Consider the following 12,556-nt stretch of genomic DNA (forward strand, 5'->3'; position numbering starts at 1 on the left):
AGACCCACCAGCTTGAGCAGCACGACATCGTGCGCAAAGCTGCGCTGCAATCGCTCTTCCGTCATGGCGTTGCCGCCGTACTTGACCACGATGGTCTTGCCGTGAAATCGTCGGATATACGGCAGCGCTTCGGACAGCACAGCGGCTTTGACAGCAGGAGACGAAACGGCAGCAGGGTCGGGGGTGTCGGTCATGGCAGCTAAGTCGGCAAATAAGTAATCAGTAAAGTTGAAGGGCGGTAAAAAAATGCCTGCACAAGAACGCGTTTGGGACGCGCTAGCGCAAGCATACGACGGATTGTAGTACCCACAGGTTTCTTATGCTGCAAACCCATGTCCTTATGCCCGACAAATAACCGGCATTCAGGTAAATTGGGGGCGTTTTCGCAACGGCGCGCCCCGCAAAAGGGGGCCGATCCGTACTGGCGGGGCATCGCTCCCCATTTTTACCTATAAAAGAGGCAAGACATGCGTTTGAACTTCGTCCGTTCCGCCCTGGTGGCGTCGGTCCTCCTGGTCGCGGCCAACGCCGCCCATGCCGAAAAAGTGGTGGTGGGCGCCACCCAGGTGCCGCACGCCGAGATCCTTGAAGTGGTGAAACCCAAGCTCGCCAAGGAAGGCGTGGAGCTCGACATCAAGGTGTTCAGCGACTACGTGCAGCCCAACCTGCAACTGGCGGACAAGCAGCTGGACGCCAATTTCTTCCAGCACAAGCCTTATCTGGACTCCTTCAACAAGGACCGCAAGGCCACGCTGGTGCCGGTGGCCCTGGTTCACGTGGAGCCGTTCGGCGGCTATTCCAAGAAGATCAAGAGCCTGTCCGAACTCAAGGACGGCGCTACCGTCGCCATTCCCAACGATCCGTCCAACGGCGGCCGCGCGCTGGTCCTGCTGCAAAAGCAGGGCGTGATCAAACTGAAGGATCCGGCCAACATCCTGGCGACGGCCGCGGACGTGGTCGAAAATCCCAAGAAGCTGAAGTTCCGCGAACTGGAAGCCGCGATGCTGCCGCGCGCGCTGGATGACGTGGACCTGGCGCTGATCAATACGAACTATGCGCTGGAAGCCGGCCTCGTCCCGACCAAGGACGCGCTGTTCATCGAAGGCGCCGATTCGCCGTACGCCAATGTGCTGGTGACCCGCAGCGACAACAAGGACGCGCCGGGGATCAAGAAGCTGGTCGAGGCGCTGCACTCGCCCGAGGTGAAGACATTCATCCAGGAAAAGTACAAGGGCGCGGTGGTGCCGGCCTTCTGATGCAGGCCTGGCGGGCGGCTCGGACGCCCGCAGCTTACACATTCGCCCTGCCCATTAATCGCCCGCTACAGCGGGCGATTTTTTTAAGCGGGGTGTCGCGGCCTCAGCCTGCGGCCAGGGCTTTCTGGACGGTGGCGTGGAACTCGGCCTTGTCGTATTCGCCCAGGTAGCGCTTGATGATGCGCCCCTGCTTGTCGATCAGGAAGGCCGTGGGCGTGAGGCGGATGTCGCCGAAGGCGCGTGCGATATCGCCCTTGGTGTCCAGCGCGACCGGGAACGGCAGCTTGCGCGTTTCCGCGAAGTTCAGCACGAAGTTGGGCGGGTCGTAATTCATGGCGACCGCGATCGCCTCGTATCCCTTGCCCGCGTACTCGTTGTAGGCCGAGATCGTGTCGGGCATCTGCTTGACGCAGGTGACACAGCTGGTTGCCCAGAATTTGACCAGCACGACCTTGCCGCGCAGATCCTGCATGGAGAAGGTCTTGCCTTCCAGGGTGGTGAAGGTGACGTCGGGGGCCGTCTGGGCCGGGCGCAGGGCAAACCAGGCGCCGATGCCGACGGCCACGAGGACGGCCAGGGCTACGATGGCTTTTTTCATTTGATGGGCATTGCTTCTACGCCGCTGCTCGTGCCGGACGCGCCGTCGCTGCCAGCCGCGCCGGCGCCGCTTTCGATGGGCGCCTTGGTTTCTGTGGTGTTGGACTTGGAGCCGCTGCCCGACAACCGGATGGCTTCTTCGCGGCTGATGGTTTCGAAGAGCTTGACCACCTTGGCGACGCCGCCCACGTCCGCGGCGGCATTGGCGGCGTATTCGCCTTCGGCCTGGGTGACCTTGCCCATCAGGTAGACGACGCTGCGGTCGGTCGTCAGGGCAATGGTGCCCGAGGGCACGTACTTGGTGTTGATCAGGGCGGTCTTGACCTTGGACGTCAGCCAGGTGTCGTTGGAGCGCGTGCCAAACGAGGCGATGGGGCCCACGTTCAACTGGTTGATGACCTGCTTGACGTTTTCCACGCCCTGGGCGATGGCGGTGGCCTGGCTCTTGGCTTCTTCGGTGGGCACGTCGCCGGTCAGCAGCAGGTGGCCGCCGTAGGCCATGGCGTTGACCCGGGCCGTTTCGCCCAATTTCTGGGAGATCTGGCTTTGCGCCTTGAACGCCATGTTCTGGTCTTCGAGTTGGACGCCGGATGTGCGGCGGTCGGTCACGACGACGGCCGTGGTGGCGGCGGCGCCGCCCACGATCAGGGGCGCGCAGGCCGACAGCGAAAGCGCCGCGGTGGACAGCGCGGCGGCGAGCATGAGCGGGCGGACGGCGGGTCTGACGTCAGAAATCATTCGGTGTCTCCAAGCAGAAGAGCGTCTATGCCGTCGCACAGCGCGTGCAGCAGCAGAATATGGACTTCCTGGATGCGCATCGTGCGATCGCTGGGAACACATAAATGGACGTCCATCGGCGTAATGAGTTCCCCCATGACGCCGCCGCCCTTGCCGGTCAGGGCCAAAACGTGCATTTCGCGGGCGCTGGCGGCTTCCATGGCGCGCACCACGTTGGGCGAATTGCCGCTGGTGGAGATGGCCACGAGCACGTCGCCGGCCTGGCCGAAGGCGTTGACCTGCCGTTCGAAGACCTCGTCGAAGCCATAGTCGTTGCCGACCGCCGTGAGGATCGAGGTGTCGGTATTGAGGGCGATGCCCGCGAGCGGCAGGCGTTCGCGTTCGAAGCGGCCCACCAGTTCGGCGATGAAATGCTGCGCGTCGGCAGCCGAGCCGCCGTTGCCGCAAGCCAGAATCTTGCCGTTGTTCGCCAGGGCGCCGAATAGCACGTCCACCGCCACTGCCAGCGGCTCGGCCAGGACGTTCATGCTTTGTTCGCAAGCGGCCATGGCGTCGCGAAAGTGCGACGTCATACGAGAGGTCATATCCATGGGCGCGATTATCTCACGGGGCAGGACCGCCGTTCCGTCCAGGCGTAACGGCAATGGACGGGGCGTTGCCGGAAACGGCCGGATCCCGGCGCGGATCAGGGCAGCCAGAACGCGCCGCGCAGCCACTGCGGCTGGCCGTCGTCGAAGACCACGGCATCGAAGCGGGCGGCCGGGCACGCGCCGCCCCAATGGCGCCTGGCCAGTTCGGGCAGCCAATACGCCGCCGCGCGGGCGAGGCGGGCCTGCTTCTGGCGGCCGATGCTGGCAGCGGCGTCGCCATAGCGGCTGCGCGCGCGCGCCCGGACCTCGACGAAGACCAGCGTGTCGCCGTCGCGCATGGCCAGGTCGATTTCGCCGGCGCGGCACCACAGGTTGCGCGCCAGCAGCGTCAGGCCCCGCGACTGCAAGAGGCGCAGCGCGGCCGCCTCGTGGTGGTCGCCGCGGCGTTGCGTGGGCGAACGTTTCGGGGCAGGGCGGTCGGCCGCCGCGCGGCGGCTTGCTCGTCGACGTCGCCTGGCTGCGCGGTGGCGGGCCGCCAGGGCAAGTTCGCATGCAAGGCGCAGGGTGTCGTCCGTCATGGGATTCCTGGGGCGGCGGGCATAGGCGGCTACACTGACATGGTTATCCGTGTCAGCAGGCTGCAATGAATCAAAACGTCTCTTCCCCCGCCGCCGGCGATGCCTGGTCCCGCGTCGCCGAACGCGTGGCGGGGCAGCATTGGCCCGCCTCGACGCTCTATGTCGTGGCGACGCCGATCGGCAACCTGGGCGATCTGGGCCTGCGGGCCTGGCATGCCTTGCAGGGAGCCGACGTGATCGCCGCCGAAGACACGCGCGCCAGCCGCACGCTGCTGGACGCGTGGGGCGTGAGCACGCCGCTCATGGCCGCCCATCGCCACAACGAGGCGGCGGCTGCCCAGGCCATTTGCGAGCGCCTGGCGCAAGGCCAGCGCGTGGCCCTGGTGTCCGACGCGGGCGCGCCCGCAGTCAGCGACCCCGGGGCGCGCGTGGTCCGGGCGGTGCGCGCGGCGGGCTACGCGGTGGTCCCGGTGCCGGGGCCCAGCGCGGTGATCGCGGCCCTGATGGGCAGCGGCGTCACCACGGACGAGAATCCCGCCTATGCCTTCGCCGGCTTTCCGCCGTCCAAGGCCGTGGCGCGCCAGCGCTGGCTGCGCCAGTGGTGCGCTTTGCCCGCGCCCGTTGTGATGTTCGAATCGCCGCACCGGCTGTCGGCGGCCTTCGCGGATCTGCTCGAGGTCTGCGGCCCCGACCGCCAACTGACGGTAGCGCGCGAGCTGACCAAGCGCTTCGAGGAAATCGCGACCTTCCCGCTGGGCGAATCGGCGGCCTGGCTGGCGGCCGACTCGCACCGGGAACAGGGCGAGTTCGTGCTGATCGTCCATGCCCGCGAGGACGAGCAGGCAGACGATGACGCTGACCCGCGCATCGACGTCCTGCTCGACGCCTTGCTGGAATCAATGTCGGTGCGCGACGCCGCGCGTGTGGCCGCCAAGGTCACCGGGCAGGCGCGCGACGTGCTCTACAACCGGGCACTGACCCGCAAGAAAGCGGCGGAGTAAGCCATGGTGTACGCAACCGTCGTGTCGAACAAACCCGCCGATCCCCTGGAGCCGATCGCCTATCGGGACATGCCCACGCCATTGGGGGAGATGCGCCTCGTCGCCAGCCCCAAGGGCCTGCGGGGCGCTTGGTTTCTCGATCAGGACCTGCTGCCTTCTGCGGACGGATGGACTCTCGCGGACGACAACCCGATCCTGGAGCAGGCGCGCCGCGAACTGGACGAATGGTTTGCCGGCCGGCGCCGGACGTTCGATGTGGCGCTGGACCCGGTGGGCACCACCTTCCAGCATCAGGTCTGGCATGCGCTGTGCGCCCTGGATTTCGGCGCGCTCACCAGCTACGGCGAGCTGGCCCGCACGGTCGACCGGCCCAAGGGCGCGCAGGCGGTGGGCGGCGCCGTCGGCCGCAATCCGATCATCATCATCATTCCTTGCCACCGGGTGATCGGCGCGGATACTTCGCTGACCGGATTCGGAGGCGGGCTGCCGCGCAAGCAGGCGCTACTGGCGCACGAAGGCAACCGATACCTCAGCCGCAACGCGCGTGCGCGCCGGGTTTGCGAAGGCCAGGCCGAACTGCCCTGGTAGCCGGCCCCAAGCCTATTGGGAAGCAATGCTCGGCATGATGCCGAGCCGGTCCGACACGACCGGCACCGCGTTCAGGGCGCTTTGGCGGTCGGGGTAGGGGCCGATCCTGACGCGGTACAGGTTGTTGGCCTGCTCGACGGAAGCGGGCGGCGCGCCTTCGGCGCCCAGCTGCGTGTTGATGCGGCTGACCAGCGATTGCGCATTGCCCGGCTGGCTGAATGCGCCCACCTGAAGGTAGACATTGCCGCCAGCGCCCATGGGCGCCTGGCGGACAGGCGCGGCACCGGGCGCGGGCGCGACCGGCGGTTGGGCCGCGAGCGCCACGGGGACGGCGGCCACCGGCGCCTGAACCGGCGTGGATCCTATCGCCGAGGCGGGTTCGGGCTCGGGCGCGGCGGGTGTGCCCTGCGAGGCCATGCGACGGATCTCATCCTGCGGGATGGCCTCGACGATCACCTGGCCGCTGCCCGGGCCGATAATGCCCAGCTTGTAGGCCGCCACATACGACAAATCCATGATGCGGTCGCTGTGGAACGGACCGCGGTCGTTCACCCGCACGACGATCGTCTTCCCGTTGACCATGCTGGTCACGCGCGCGTAGCTGGGAATCGGCAGCGTGGTGTGGGCGGCCGTCATGGCGTACATGTCGTAGGATTCGCCGATGGATGTCGAATTGCCGTGGAACTTCTTGCCGTACCACGACGCGGTGCCGCGCTTCTTGTAGGGCTGCCCGCTGGTGTCCGGCACGTAACGCTGGCCGAACACGACATAGGGCCGGTTCGCGCCGCTGGCATAGGGCTCCAGCTTTGGCACCGCATCCGGAACCTGGTCCAGATTGGACGGCGGGTTGTCGTCCGGCCCGTCGTCTTTGTAGTACCCGCCGCCCTTTTTGCGTCCGCCGGTGGAAGAGCAGCCTGCCACGGCAATGGCCAGCAGCACCAGGAGGATGAGGTGTAGGGGGCGGGAAAGCGTCATGCGGATTCGTCGGGCAGTTGGGTGCGATGGCGCACCAGCAGAGGGTCGTGGTCGGCAAACCGCAGCGCCAGTTGCTCGACCACATAGACCGAACGGTGCTGGCCGCCGGTGCAGCCGATGGCGACCGTCAGGTAATTGCGCGTGTCCTGGGTGTATTGCGGCAGCCAGCGGTTCAGGAAGCCGGCGATGTCGTCGATCATCTGGCCCACTTGCTCGTAACCCGCCAGCCACGTGGCCACGGGTTCGTCGCGGCCCGTCAGCGGACGCAGGTTGCGGTCGTAGTGTGGATTGGGCAGGCAGCGCACGTCGAACACCAGGTCGGCGTCGCCGGGGACGCCGCGCTTGTAGGCGAAGGATTCGAAGGTGAGCACCAGCGGCGCGCGGTCGGCCTTGATCAGGTCGCGTATCCAGGCGCGCAACTGGCCCGGCGTCAGGTCCGACGTGTCGATCACGTGCTCTTGCTCGCGCAGCGGCGCGAGCAGTTCCCTTTCAAGGGCGATGCAATCAGTCAGCGACGGCGTCGTGCCGCCGCGCTGCAGGCGGTCGGTCAGCGGATGGCGGCGGCGGGATTCGGAGTAGCGCTGCACCAGCGTCGCGGTGCTGGCGTCCAGGAAGACCACGCGCAGGCTGGTGCCCATGGCGCGCAGCGCAGTGACCACGTCTGGCAGTTCGGCGAGTTCACCGGGGGACCGGACATCAATGGCGACGGCTACCCGCTCCATGCCGTCATCGCGGGCATTGGCGATGAACTCGGTCAGGAAACGGACCGGCAGATTGTCGACACAGGTATAGCTTGCGTCCTCGAGCATGCGCAGCGCGACGGATTTGCCGGAACCGGAAATACCGGTGACGAGGACGACTTTCAACATGGACATGATTGTGGCACGCTTTTCCAGGACGATGCCGGCGGGATAGCATCTGATATGGCCATAAACTCGAGATCTGCGCCTGTACCCGTCTGCGCGCCCTGACGTAAGCTTGGGGCCGGATACTTAGCAGATTCACTTTACGCGCCCCGCCGTCATGCGATTCGGGGGATTGGAATTCGACCTAGATGTTAGCCCTCATTTCCATTCGTAGTGTTTCACTGCCGCGGTTTTGGGCAATCTTCAGGTGGTTTGCCGCCGCAAGTGTTGCCTTTATGGCGACACCGGCGCTCGCCCAGCAGACTTCTGCGCAGGTCCTGCAGCCGGACACCATGGCGGCGCGCGTCGCCGCCTGTACGGCCTGTCATGGGGCGCAGGGCAAGGCGGGGGCCGACGGCTACTACCCCCGGCTTGCCGGCAAGCCGCAGGACTATCTCTATCATCAACTGCTGAATTTCCGCGACGGCCGGCGGCAGTATCGGCCGATGGCGCACCTGCTGGCCGGCCTGCCCGACGACTACCTGCGTGAAATGGCCGCGTTCTTTTCCGAGCAGCACGTGCCTTATCCGGCGCCGCCGCGGGCGGAGGCCTCCGCCGCCATGCTGGAGTCGGGCCGCAGGCTGGCCCTGGACGGCGACGCCGCGCGCGGCTTGCCCGCCTGCGCCTCCTGTCACGGCGCTTCCCTGAGCGGGGTGTTGCCGGCGATTCCGGGTCTGCTGGGCCTGCCCCGCGACTACATCAGCGCGCAGATCGGAAGCTGGAAGAGCGGCCTGCGGCGCGCGGCCGCGCCGGACTGCATGGCCGACATTTCCCACACGCTCACCCCTGCCGACATCGCTGCCCTTGCGGCGTGGCTGTCGTCGCGGCCCATTGCCGAGCCCTATGCGCCGGCCGCCGCGGATTCGCTGCGCCTGCCCGCGGAATGCGGCAGCCAGGCGCAACGTTAAGCGGGGGACCGGATGAAGTTCATGAAGAAAGTCCTGGGGATCGCGCTGCTGCTGGCGGTTGTCGCAATCGGCGGCCTGTACTGGCTGGGCACGCGCGACGACGCCACCACCGGCCCCGTTGCGGCCGGGGCCGACGGCGCGGCCCTGATCGAGCGGGGCCGCTATCTGGCGCTGGCGGGCAACTGCATGGCCTGCCACACCAGCCGCGGCGGCAAGGCGCTGGCGGGCGGCACGCCCATTCCGACGCCGTTTGGCACGGTCTACGGGCCGAACATCACCCCCGACGCCGAGACCGGCATCGGCGCGTGGACGGCCGACGACTTCTGGCAGGCGCTGCATAACGGCAAGTCCCGGGATGGCACGTTGCTGTATCCGGCCTTTCCGTACACCGAGTACACCCGCGTCACGCGCAGCGACGCCGACGCGCTGTTCGCCTATCTGCGCAGCGTTCCAGCCGTCAGCCAGCCCAGCCGGCCGCCGGAGCTGGATTTTCCGTATAACCAGCGCGCCCTGTTGGCCGCATGGCGCGCCTTGTACTTCAAGCCGGGCGTGCAGGAGCCCGACCCCGGCCAGTCGGTGCAGTGGAATCGTGGCCGCTACCTGGTCGAAGGCCTGGGCCATTGCGCCGCCTGCCACACGCCGCGCAACAGCCTGGGCGCCACGCGCTCGGCGGACGCGCTGGCCGGCGGCCTGATCCCGGTGCTGGACTGGTATGCGCCGCCGCTCACCAACGATATGGGCGCCGGTATGGGCCGCTGGACCGCGCAAGACATCGCCACGTTGCTCAAGACCGGCATTTCCCGCCATTCGACCGTCAGCGGGCCCATGGCAGAAGTCGTGCTGGGCAGCACGCAGCACCTGAGCGACGAGGATGCGCTTGCCATCGGCGTCTACATCAAGTCCCTGCCCGCCACGCCGGCCGCCGGCGCCACGGGCGCTGGCGCCGCGCCGGCGGCAATGGAACTGGGCAGCAAGCTCTATCTGCAGCAATGCGCGCAATGCCACCAGCCGGACGGCAAGGGCAGTGGATCGGCATGGCCCGCGCTGGCGAGCAATCCTACCGTGACGGCGCCTTCGGCGGTGAACGCTATCCGCATGGTGCTCGATGGCGGTTATGCGCCGGCCACCGCCGCGAATCCCCGGCCTCACGGCATGCCGCCGTTCGGGCAGGTGCTCAACGACAACGATATCGCGATGCTGGTGTCCTACATCCGCGGCAGCTGGGGCAACCAGGCGGGCGGCGTGACCCCGCTGGAGGTCAAGCGCGCGCGCGCCTCATCGACGTTGAACTAGGCGCCGCCGAAGGCTCAGCTCGACCGCGGCGGGCGCCGGGCTTCGCGGGATACGTTGGCGCTCGGGCGCATCCTGGCGGCCGGCGAGCAGGCTTCGCGCGCCAGCTCGCCCAGCACGCGGATGGCCGATTCGGTCCGGGCGTCCCACGGGTGACCGTAGTTCAGGCGCAGCGCGCTGCCGAACTGTCCGCTGGCGGAAAAGATCGGGCCGGGCGCTACGCTGATGCCGCGCGACAGGGCCTGTCGATGCAGCGCCAGCGCGTCGACGGCCGCTGGCAACTCCAGCCACAGGAAGAATCCCCCTTGCTGCCGGGTCACGCGCGTGCCCGCCGGAAACGCATGTGCAATCGCGTCGGCCATGCGCTCCTGCTGCGTCTGCAGGGTCTCGCGCAGGCGGCGCAGATGGCGGTCATAGCCGCCCTGTTCCAGGTATTCCGCGATCGCGCCCTGCGCGGGTCCGGATGCGGATAGCGTGGACGACAGCTTCAGGCGCTGCACGCGCTGCGCGTAGCGTCCCGCGCTGGCCCAGCCGATCCGGTAGCCGGGCGCAAGGCACTTGGAAAACGACGAGCAATGCAGCACCAGCCCCCGCGTGTCGTAGGCCTTGGCAGGAACCGGCCGCGCAGGTCCGAAGTACAGCTCGCCATAGACGTCGTCTTCGATCAGGGGGATGTCGTGCCGGGCAAGCAGCTCGACCAGCTGGCGCTTCCTGTCGTCGGGCATCAGGCTGCCCAGGGGGTTCTGGAACTGCGTCATCAGCCAGCAGGCGCGCGGCGCGTGGCGTTCGATGGCTGCTTCCATCGCTGCCAGGTCGATGCCGGTGCGCGGATGGGTCGGCACTTCCAGCGCCTTCAGTCCCAGTCTTTCCAGCGCCTGCAGGGCGCCGTAGAACGTGGGCGCTTCGACCATGACGGAATCGCCCGGCTGCGTGACCGCCTGCAGGCACAGGTTCAGGGCTTCGAGCGCGCCATTGGTGATGACGATGTCGCTGGCGGGAAGGTTGATGCCGCCGATCAGATAGCGCAGCGCGATCTGTCTGCGCAAGCGCGGATTGCCGGGGGCCAGATCGTCGACCGTATCGCGCGGATCCTGCCGCTTGAGATGCGCGGCCATGGCTTGCGCCAGCCGCGGCAGCGGAAACAGCAAGGGGGAGGGAAAGGCTGAGCCCAGCGGTGTGACGTCGCGGTTGCGGACGGAGTCCAGGATGTCGAAGATCCGCTCGCTGATCGCGAGCTCGGTTGATTCGCCGTCAGGGCATGAGGCCCCGGGCTCGGGCGGCAGCGACTCGGCCGGCACATTGACGTAATAGCCCGAGCGCGGCTGCGCGCGCACGAGGCCGCGCGCTTCGAGCAGGTAATAGGCCTGGAATACGGTGGAGGGGCTGACCCCCCGCGCCGAACAGGCGTCGCGTACCGATGGCAGCTTGTCGCCGGCGCGCAGCACGCCGGATGCGATTGATCTGGCGATCTCGTCGGCGAGGGTTTCGTAAAGGCTCACGATGCCGCAGGGCGACGGCGTGTGTTCATTTGCTGCTTTGGAGGATCGCCATGGCCTGGCGTTCCATGAATTCGCCAAGCGTGTCGATGCCGCGCAGCTTGAGTATCGTGTTGCGCACCGCGGCCTCGACCAGCACCGCCAGGTTGCGGCCCGCGGCCACCTGCAGCATCACCTTGCGCACGGGCAGGCCCAGCATGTCCTGCGTGATGTCTTGCAGCGGCAGGCGCTCGAATTTGTCCTGGGCGGTGGCGCGCACCAGGTGCACGATGAGCTTGAGGCGCATCTTCCGGCGCACCGAGGTTTCGCCGAAGATGGTGCGGATGTCGAGCAGGCCCAGGCCGCGCACTTCCAGCAGGTTCTGCAGCAGTTGCGGACAGTGGCCTTCGATCATGTTGGGAGCGGTACGCGAGAACTCCACGGCGTCGTCGGCCACCAGGCCGTGTCCGCGCGAGATAAGTTCCAGCGCCAGTTCGCTCTTGCCCAGGCCCGATTCGCCGGTGATCAGCACGCCCAGCCCCAGCACATCAAGGAAAACGCCGTGGACGGTGGTGGTGGGCGCAAGTTTCTTGCCCAGGTAGATGCGCAGCAGGTCGATGAGCTGCGCGGCGGCGACCGGCGTGGACAGGAGCGGCACCTGGTGCTGGTCGCATTGGTCGATGAGGTCCTGCGGCGGCGTCAGGCCGTCGGCCAGCAGGATCGCGGGGACACCGCCGATCAGCAGCTCGTCCATGTGGTGCATGCGGCGGCGCAGGTCGAAGCGCGTGTAGTACGCCAGTTCTTCCTGTCCGAACACCTGGATGCGCGACGGGTGGATGAGGTTCAGGTGGCCGACCAGGTCGGCGGCCGCCATGCCGTCATCGGGAATGGCGCGGTCCGCTGCGCCTTGGCCCGAGATCCAGTTAAAGGGGATTTTGTCGGCGTTGTCGTCGACGAGTTCCTGCACCGTGAGCATGGCAGCGCTTCCGCGTGATTTCAGAGTTTGCCGGTCGTGAGCATCTTGTGGACGATGGCCGGGTCGGGCTCGGTGGCCAGGGCCTCGCGCAACGCCTTGTTGGACATGAGCTGGGCGAGTTCGGCCAGGATGTCCAGATGCTGCTGCGTGGCCGTTTCCGGGACGAGCAGGCAGAGCAGCATCGACACGGGTTGTCCGTCGGGAGCGTCGAAGGGGATGGGCTGGGCCAGGCGGATGAACGCCGCCAGCGCCTGCTCCAGGCCCTTCACGCGGCCGTGCGGAACGGCCACGCCCTGGCCAAGGGCCGTGGAGCCCAGGCGTTCACGGGCGAACAGGCTGTCGAACACGAGCGCACGAGCCAGGCCATGGTTGTTTTCAAAAAGCAGGCCGGCTTGTTCGAACGCGCGTTTCTTGCTCGTTGCGAGCATATCGAGCACGACGTTGCCGGCGGGTAGGATGCGCGACAAATGATTCATCGGGTCATTATATGGTTTTATGACGCACTGCAATAATGGGCCTTTCCAGGCGGGCCCGACGACTGGGCGCCTAGGGGCGGCAGAGCGACAGCATAGACCGATAGCGCTCTGTTGTGGGCATTCTGGCGGCGGTAGCCGGACTGATGACGCAATTGCAGGGAAAACGCGAATCCGCCGGGGCGGGCCAGCGACAAAAGACGGAG

General features: G+C 67.0%; 14 protein-coding genes and 1 pseudogene. 5 read left to right on the forward strand and 10 right to left on the reverse strand.

The genetic code is table 11. The annotated features are described in order from the left end of the window. A pseudogene (locus KYC_RS29070) lies at positions 1-194 on the reverse strand (acetylglutamate kinase); the annotation flags it as partial. 273 nt (positions 195-467) lie between these two features. Here KYC_RS29070 and KYC_RS22605 point away from each other — a divergent pair. Beyond that, positions 468-1,256, forward strand: coding sequence for a MetQ/NlpA family ABC transporter substrate-binding protein (locus KYC_RS22605; RefSeq protein ID WP_008166826.1), 789 nt, complete (start codon positions 468-470; stop codon positions 1,254-1,256). Between the two features lie 103 nt (positions 1,257-1,359). Here the strand turns inward: KYC_RS22605 and KYC_RS22610 are convergent, their stop codons facing one another. From KYC_RS22610 to KYC_RS22625, 4 genes are all read right to left on the reverse strand, one after another. Beyond that, positions 1,360-1,854, reverse strand: a complete 495-nt coding sequence (locus KYC_RS22610) for a peroxiredoxin family protein (protein WP_008166827.1) — start codon at positions 1,852-1,854, stop codon at positions 1,360-1,362. Next, positions 1,851-2,591 carry a BON domain-containing protein gene (locus KYC_RS22615; protein WP_008166828.1) on the reverse strand — a complete coding sequence of 247 codons (741 nt, stop codon included), beginning with the start codon at positions 2,589-2,591 and terminating at the stop codon, positions 1,851-1,853. Before KYC_RS22615 ends, KYC_RS22610 begins: the two co-directional genes overlap by 4 nt. Next, positions 2,588-3,181, reverse strand: a complete 594-nt coding sequence (locus KYC_RS22620) for a phosphoheptose isomerase (RefSeq protein WP_008166830.1) — start codon at positions 3,179-3,181, stop codon at positions 2,588-2,590. The genes KYC_RS22615 and KYC_RS22620 overlap by 4 nt, the downstream gene beginning before the upstream one ends. Before the next feature lie 95 nt (positions 3,182-3,276). Then, a complete protein-coding gene (locus tag KYC_RS22625; RefSeq protein ID WP_008166832.1) occupies positions 3,277-3,759 on the reverse strand; it encodes a YraN family protein in 483 nt (160 codons plus the stop codon). A 65-nt stretch (positions 3,760-3,824) separates the two neighbouring features. Here KYC_RS22625 and rsmI point away from each other — a divergent pair, with 65 nt between their 5' ends. Together rsmI and KYC_RS22635 are read left to right on the forward strand one after the other, a co-directional pair. Next, positions 3,825-4,760, forward strand: a complete 936-nt coding sequence (rsmI, locus tag KYC_RS22630; protein ID WP_008166835.1) for a 16S rRNA (cytidine(1402)-2'-O)-methyltransferase — start codon at positions 3,825-3,827, stop codon at positions 4,758-4,760. 3 nt (positions 4,761-4,763) lie between these two features. Then, the gene (locus tag KYC_RS22635; RefSeq protein ID WP_008166836.1) at positions 4,764-5,348 is read left to right on the forward strand and encodes a methylated-DNA--[protein]-cysteine S-methyltransferase; all 585 of its coding nucleotides are present in this window, start codon (positions 4,764-4,766) and stop codon (positions 5,346-5,348) included. A gap of 12 nt (positions 5,349-5,360) precedes the next feature. On the opposite strand, the gene KYC_RS22640 is transcribed toward KYC_RS22635, so the two are convergent. After that, positions 5,361-6,323, reverse strand: a complete 963-nt coding sequence (locus KYC_RS22640) for a septal ring lytic transglycosylase RlpA family protein (protein WP_008166838.1) — start codon at positions 6,321-6,323, stop codon at positions 5,361-5,363. Next, positions 6,320-7,192, reverse strand: coding sequence for an RNase adapter RapZ (rapZ, locus tag KYC_RS22645; protein ID WP_008166841.1), 873 nt, complete (start codon positions 7,190-7,192; stop codon positions 6,320-6,322). The genes KYC_RS22640 and rapZ overlap by 4 nt, the downstream gene beginning before the upstream one ends. A gap of 185 nt (positions 7,193-7,377) precedes the next feature. Between rapZ and KYC_RS22650 the strand changes: the two genes are divergently transcribed. Together KYC_RS22650 and KYC_RS22655 are read left to right on the forward strand one after the other, a co-directional pair. Beyond that, positions 7,378-8,136 carry a c-type cytochrome gene (locus tag KYC_RS22650; RefSeq protein WP_081478096.1) on the forward strand — a complete coding sequence of 253 codons (759 nt, stop codon included), beginning with the start codon at positions 7,378-7,380 and terminating at the stop codon, positions 8,134-8,136. Positions 8,137-8,148: 12 nt separating this feature from the next. Beyond that, complete coding sequence (locus tag KYC_RS22655) at positions 8,149-9,429, forward strand: c-type cytochrome (protein ID WP_008166845.1); 1,281 nt, start codon at positions 8,149-8,151, stop codon at positions 9,427-9,429. A gap of 14 nt (positions 9,430-9,443) precedes the next feature. Here the strand turns inward: KYC_RS22655 and KYC_RS22660 are convergent, their stop codons facing one another. From KYC_RS22660 to KYC_RS22670, 3 genes are read right to left on the reverse strand one after another with little or no spacing between them, the layout of a single operon-like run. Next, complete coding sequence (locus KYC_RS22660) at positions 9,444-10,925, reverse strand: aminotransferase-like domain-containing protein (protein WP_008166847.1); 1,482 nt, start codon at positions 10,923-10,925, stop codon at positions 9,444-9,446. A gap of 25 nt (positions 10,926-10,950) precedes the next feature. Further along, positions 10,951-11,877 (reverse strand): HPr(Ser) kinase/phosphatase, encoded by a 927-nt coding sequence (gene hprK, locus KYC_RS22665; protein ID WP_008166849.1) that lies wholly within the window; start codon positions 11,875-11,877, stop codon positions 10,951-10,953. Between the two features lie 20 nt (positions 11,878-11,897). Further along, a complete protein-coding gene (locus KYC_RS22670; RefSeq protein WP_008166851.1) occupies positions 11,898-12,353 on the reverse strand; it encodes a PTS sugar transporter subunit IIA in 456 nt (151 codons plus the stop codon). Between the last annotated feature and the right edge of the window lie 203 nt (positions 12,354-12,556).

Origin of the sequence: Achromobacter arsenitoxydans SY8 (genome assembly GCF_000236785.1) — a bacterium.
Classification (GTDB): domain Bacteria; phylum Pseudomonadota; class Gammaproteobacteria; order Burkholderiales; family Burkholderiaceae_B; genus Achromobacter; species Achromobacter arsenitoxydans.

Coding starts and splice junctions, on each gene's coding strand:
- KYC_RS22605 (WP_008166826.1), top strand. CDS start 468: ATGCGTTTGAACTTCGTCCGTTCCGCCCTGGTGGCGTCGGTCCTCCTG.
- KYC_RS22610 (WP_008166827.1), bottom strand. CDS start 1,854: ATGAAAAAAGCCATCGTAGCCCTGGCCGTCCTCGTGGCCGTCGGCATC.
- KYC_RS22615 (WP_008166828.1), bottom strand. CDS start 2,591: ATGATTTCTGACGTCAGACCCGCCGTCCGCCCGCTCATGCTCGCCGCC.
- KYC_RS22620 (WP_008166830.1), bottom strand. CDS start 3,181: ATGGATATGACCTCTCGTATGACGTCGCACTTTCGCGACGCCATGGCC.
- KYC_RS22625 (WP_008166832.1), bottom strand. CDS start 3,759: ATGACGGACGACACCCTGCGCCTTGCATGCGAACTTGCCCTGGCGGCC.
- rsmI (WP_008166835.1), top strand. CDS start 3,825: ATGAATCAAAACGTCTCTTCCCCCGCCGCCGGCGATGCCTGGTCCCGC.
- KYC_RS22635 (WP_008166836.1), top strand. CDS start 4,764: ATGGTGTACGCAACCGTCGTGTCGAACAAACCCGCCGATCCCCTGGAG.
- KYC_RS22640 (WP_008166838.1), bottom strand. CDS start 6,323: ATGACGCTTTCCCGCCCCCTACACCTCATCCTCCTGGTGCTGCTGGCC.
- rapZ (WP_008166841.1), bottom strand. CDS start 7,192: ATGTTGAAAGTCGTCCTCGTCACCGGTATTTCCGGTTCCGGCAAATCC.
- KYC_RS22650 (WP_081478096.1), top strand. CDS start 7,378: ATGTTAGCCCTCATTTCCATTCGTAGTGTTTCACTGCCGCGGTTTTGG.
- KYC_RS22655 (WP_008166845.1), top strand. CDS start 8,149: ATGAAGTTCATGAAGAAAGTCCTGGGGATCGCGCTGCTGCTGGCGGTT.
- hprK (WP_008166849.1), bottom strand. CDS start 11,877: ATGCTCACGGTGCAGGAACTCGTCGACGACAACGCCGACAAAATCCCC.
- KYC_RS22670 (WP_008166851.1), bottom strand. CDS start 12,353: ATGAATCATTTGTCGCGCATCCTACCCGCCGGCAACGTCGTGCTCGAT.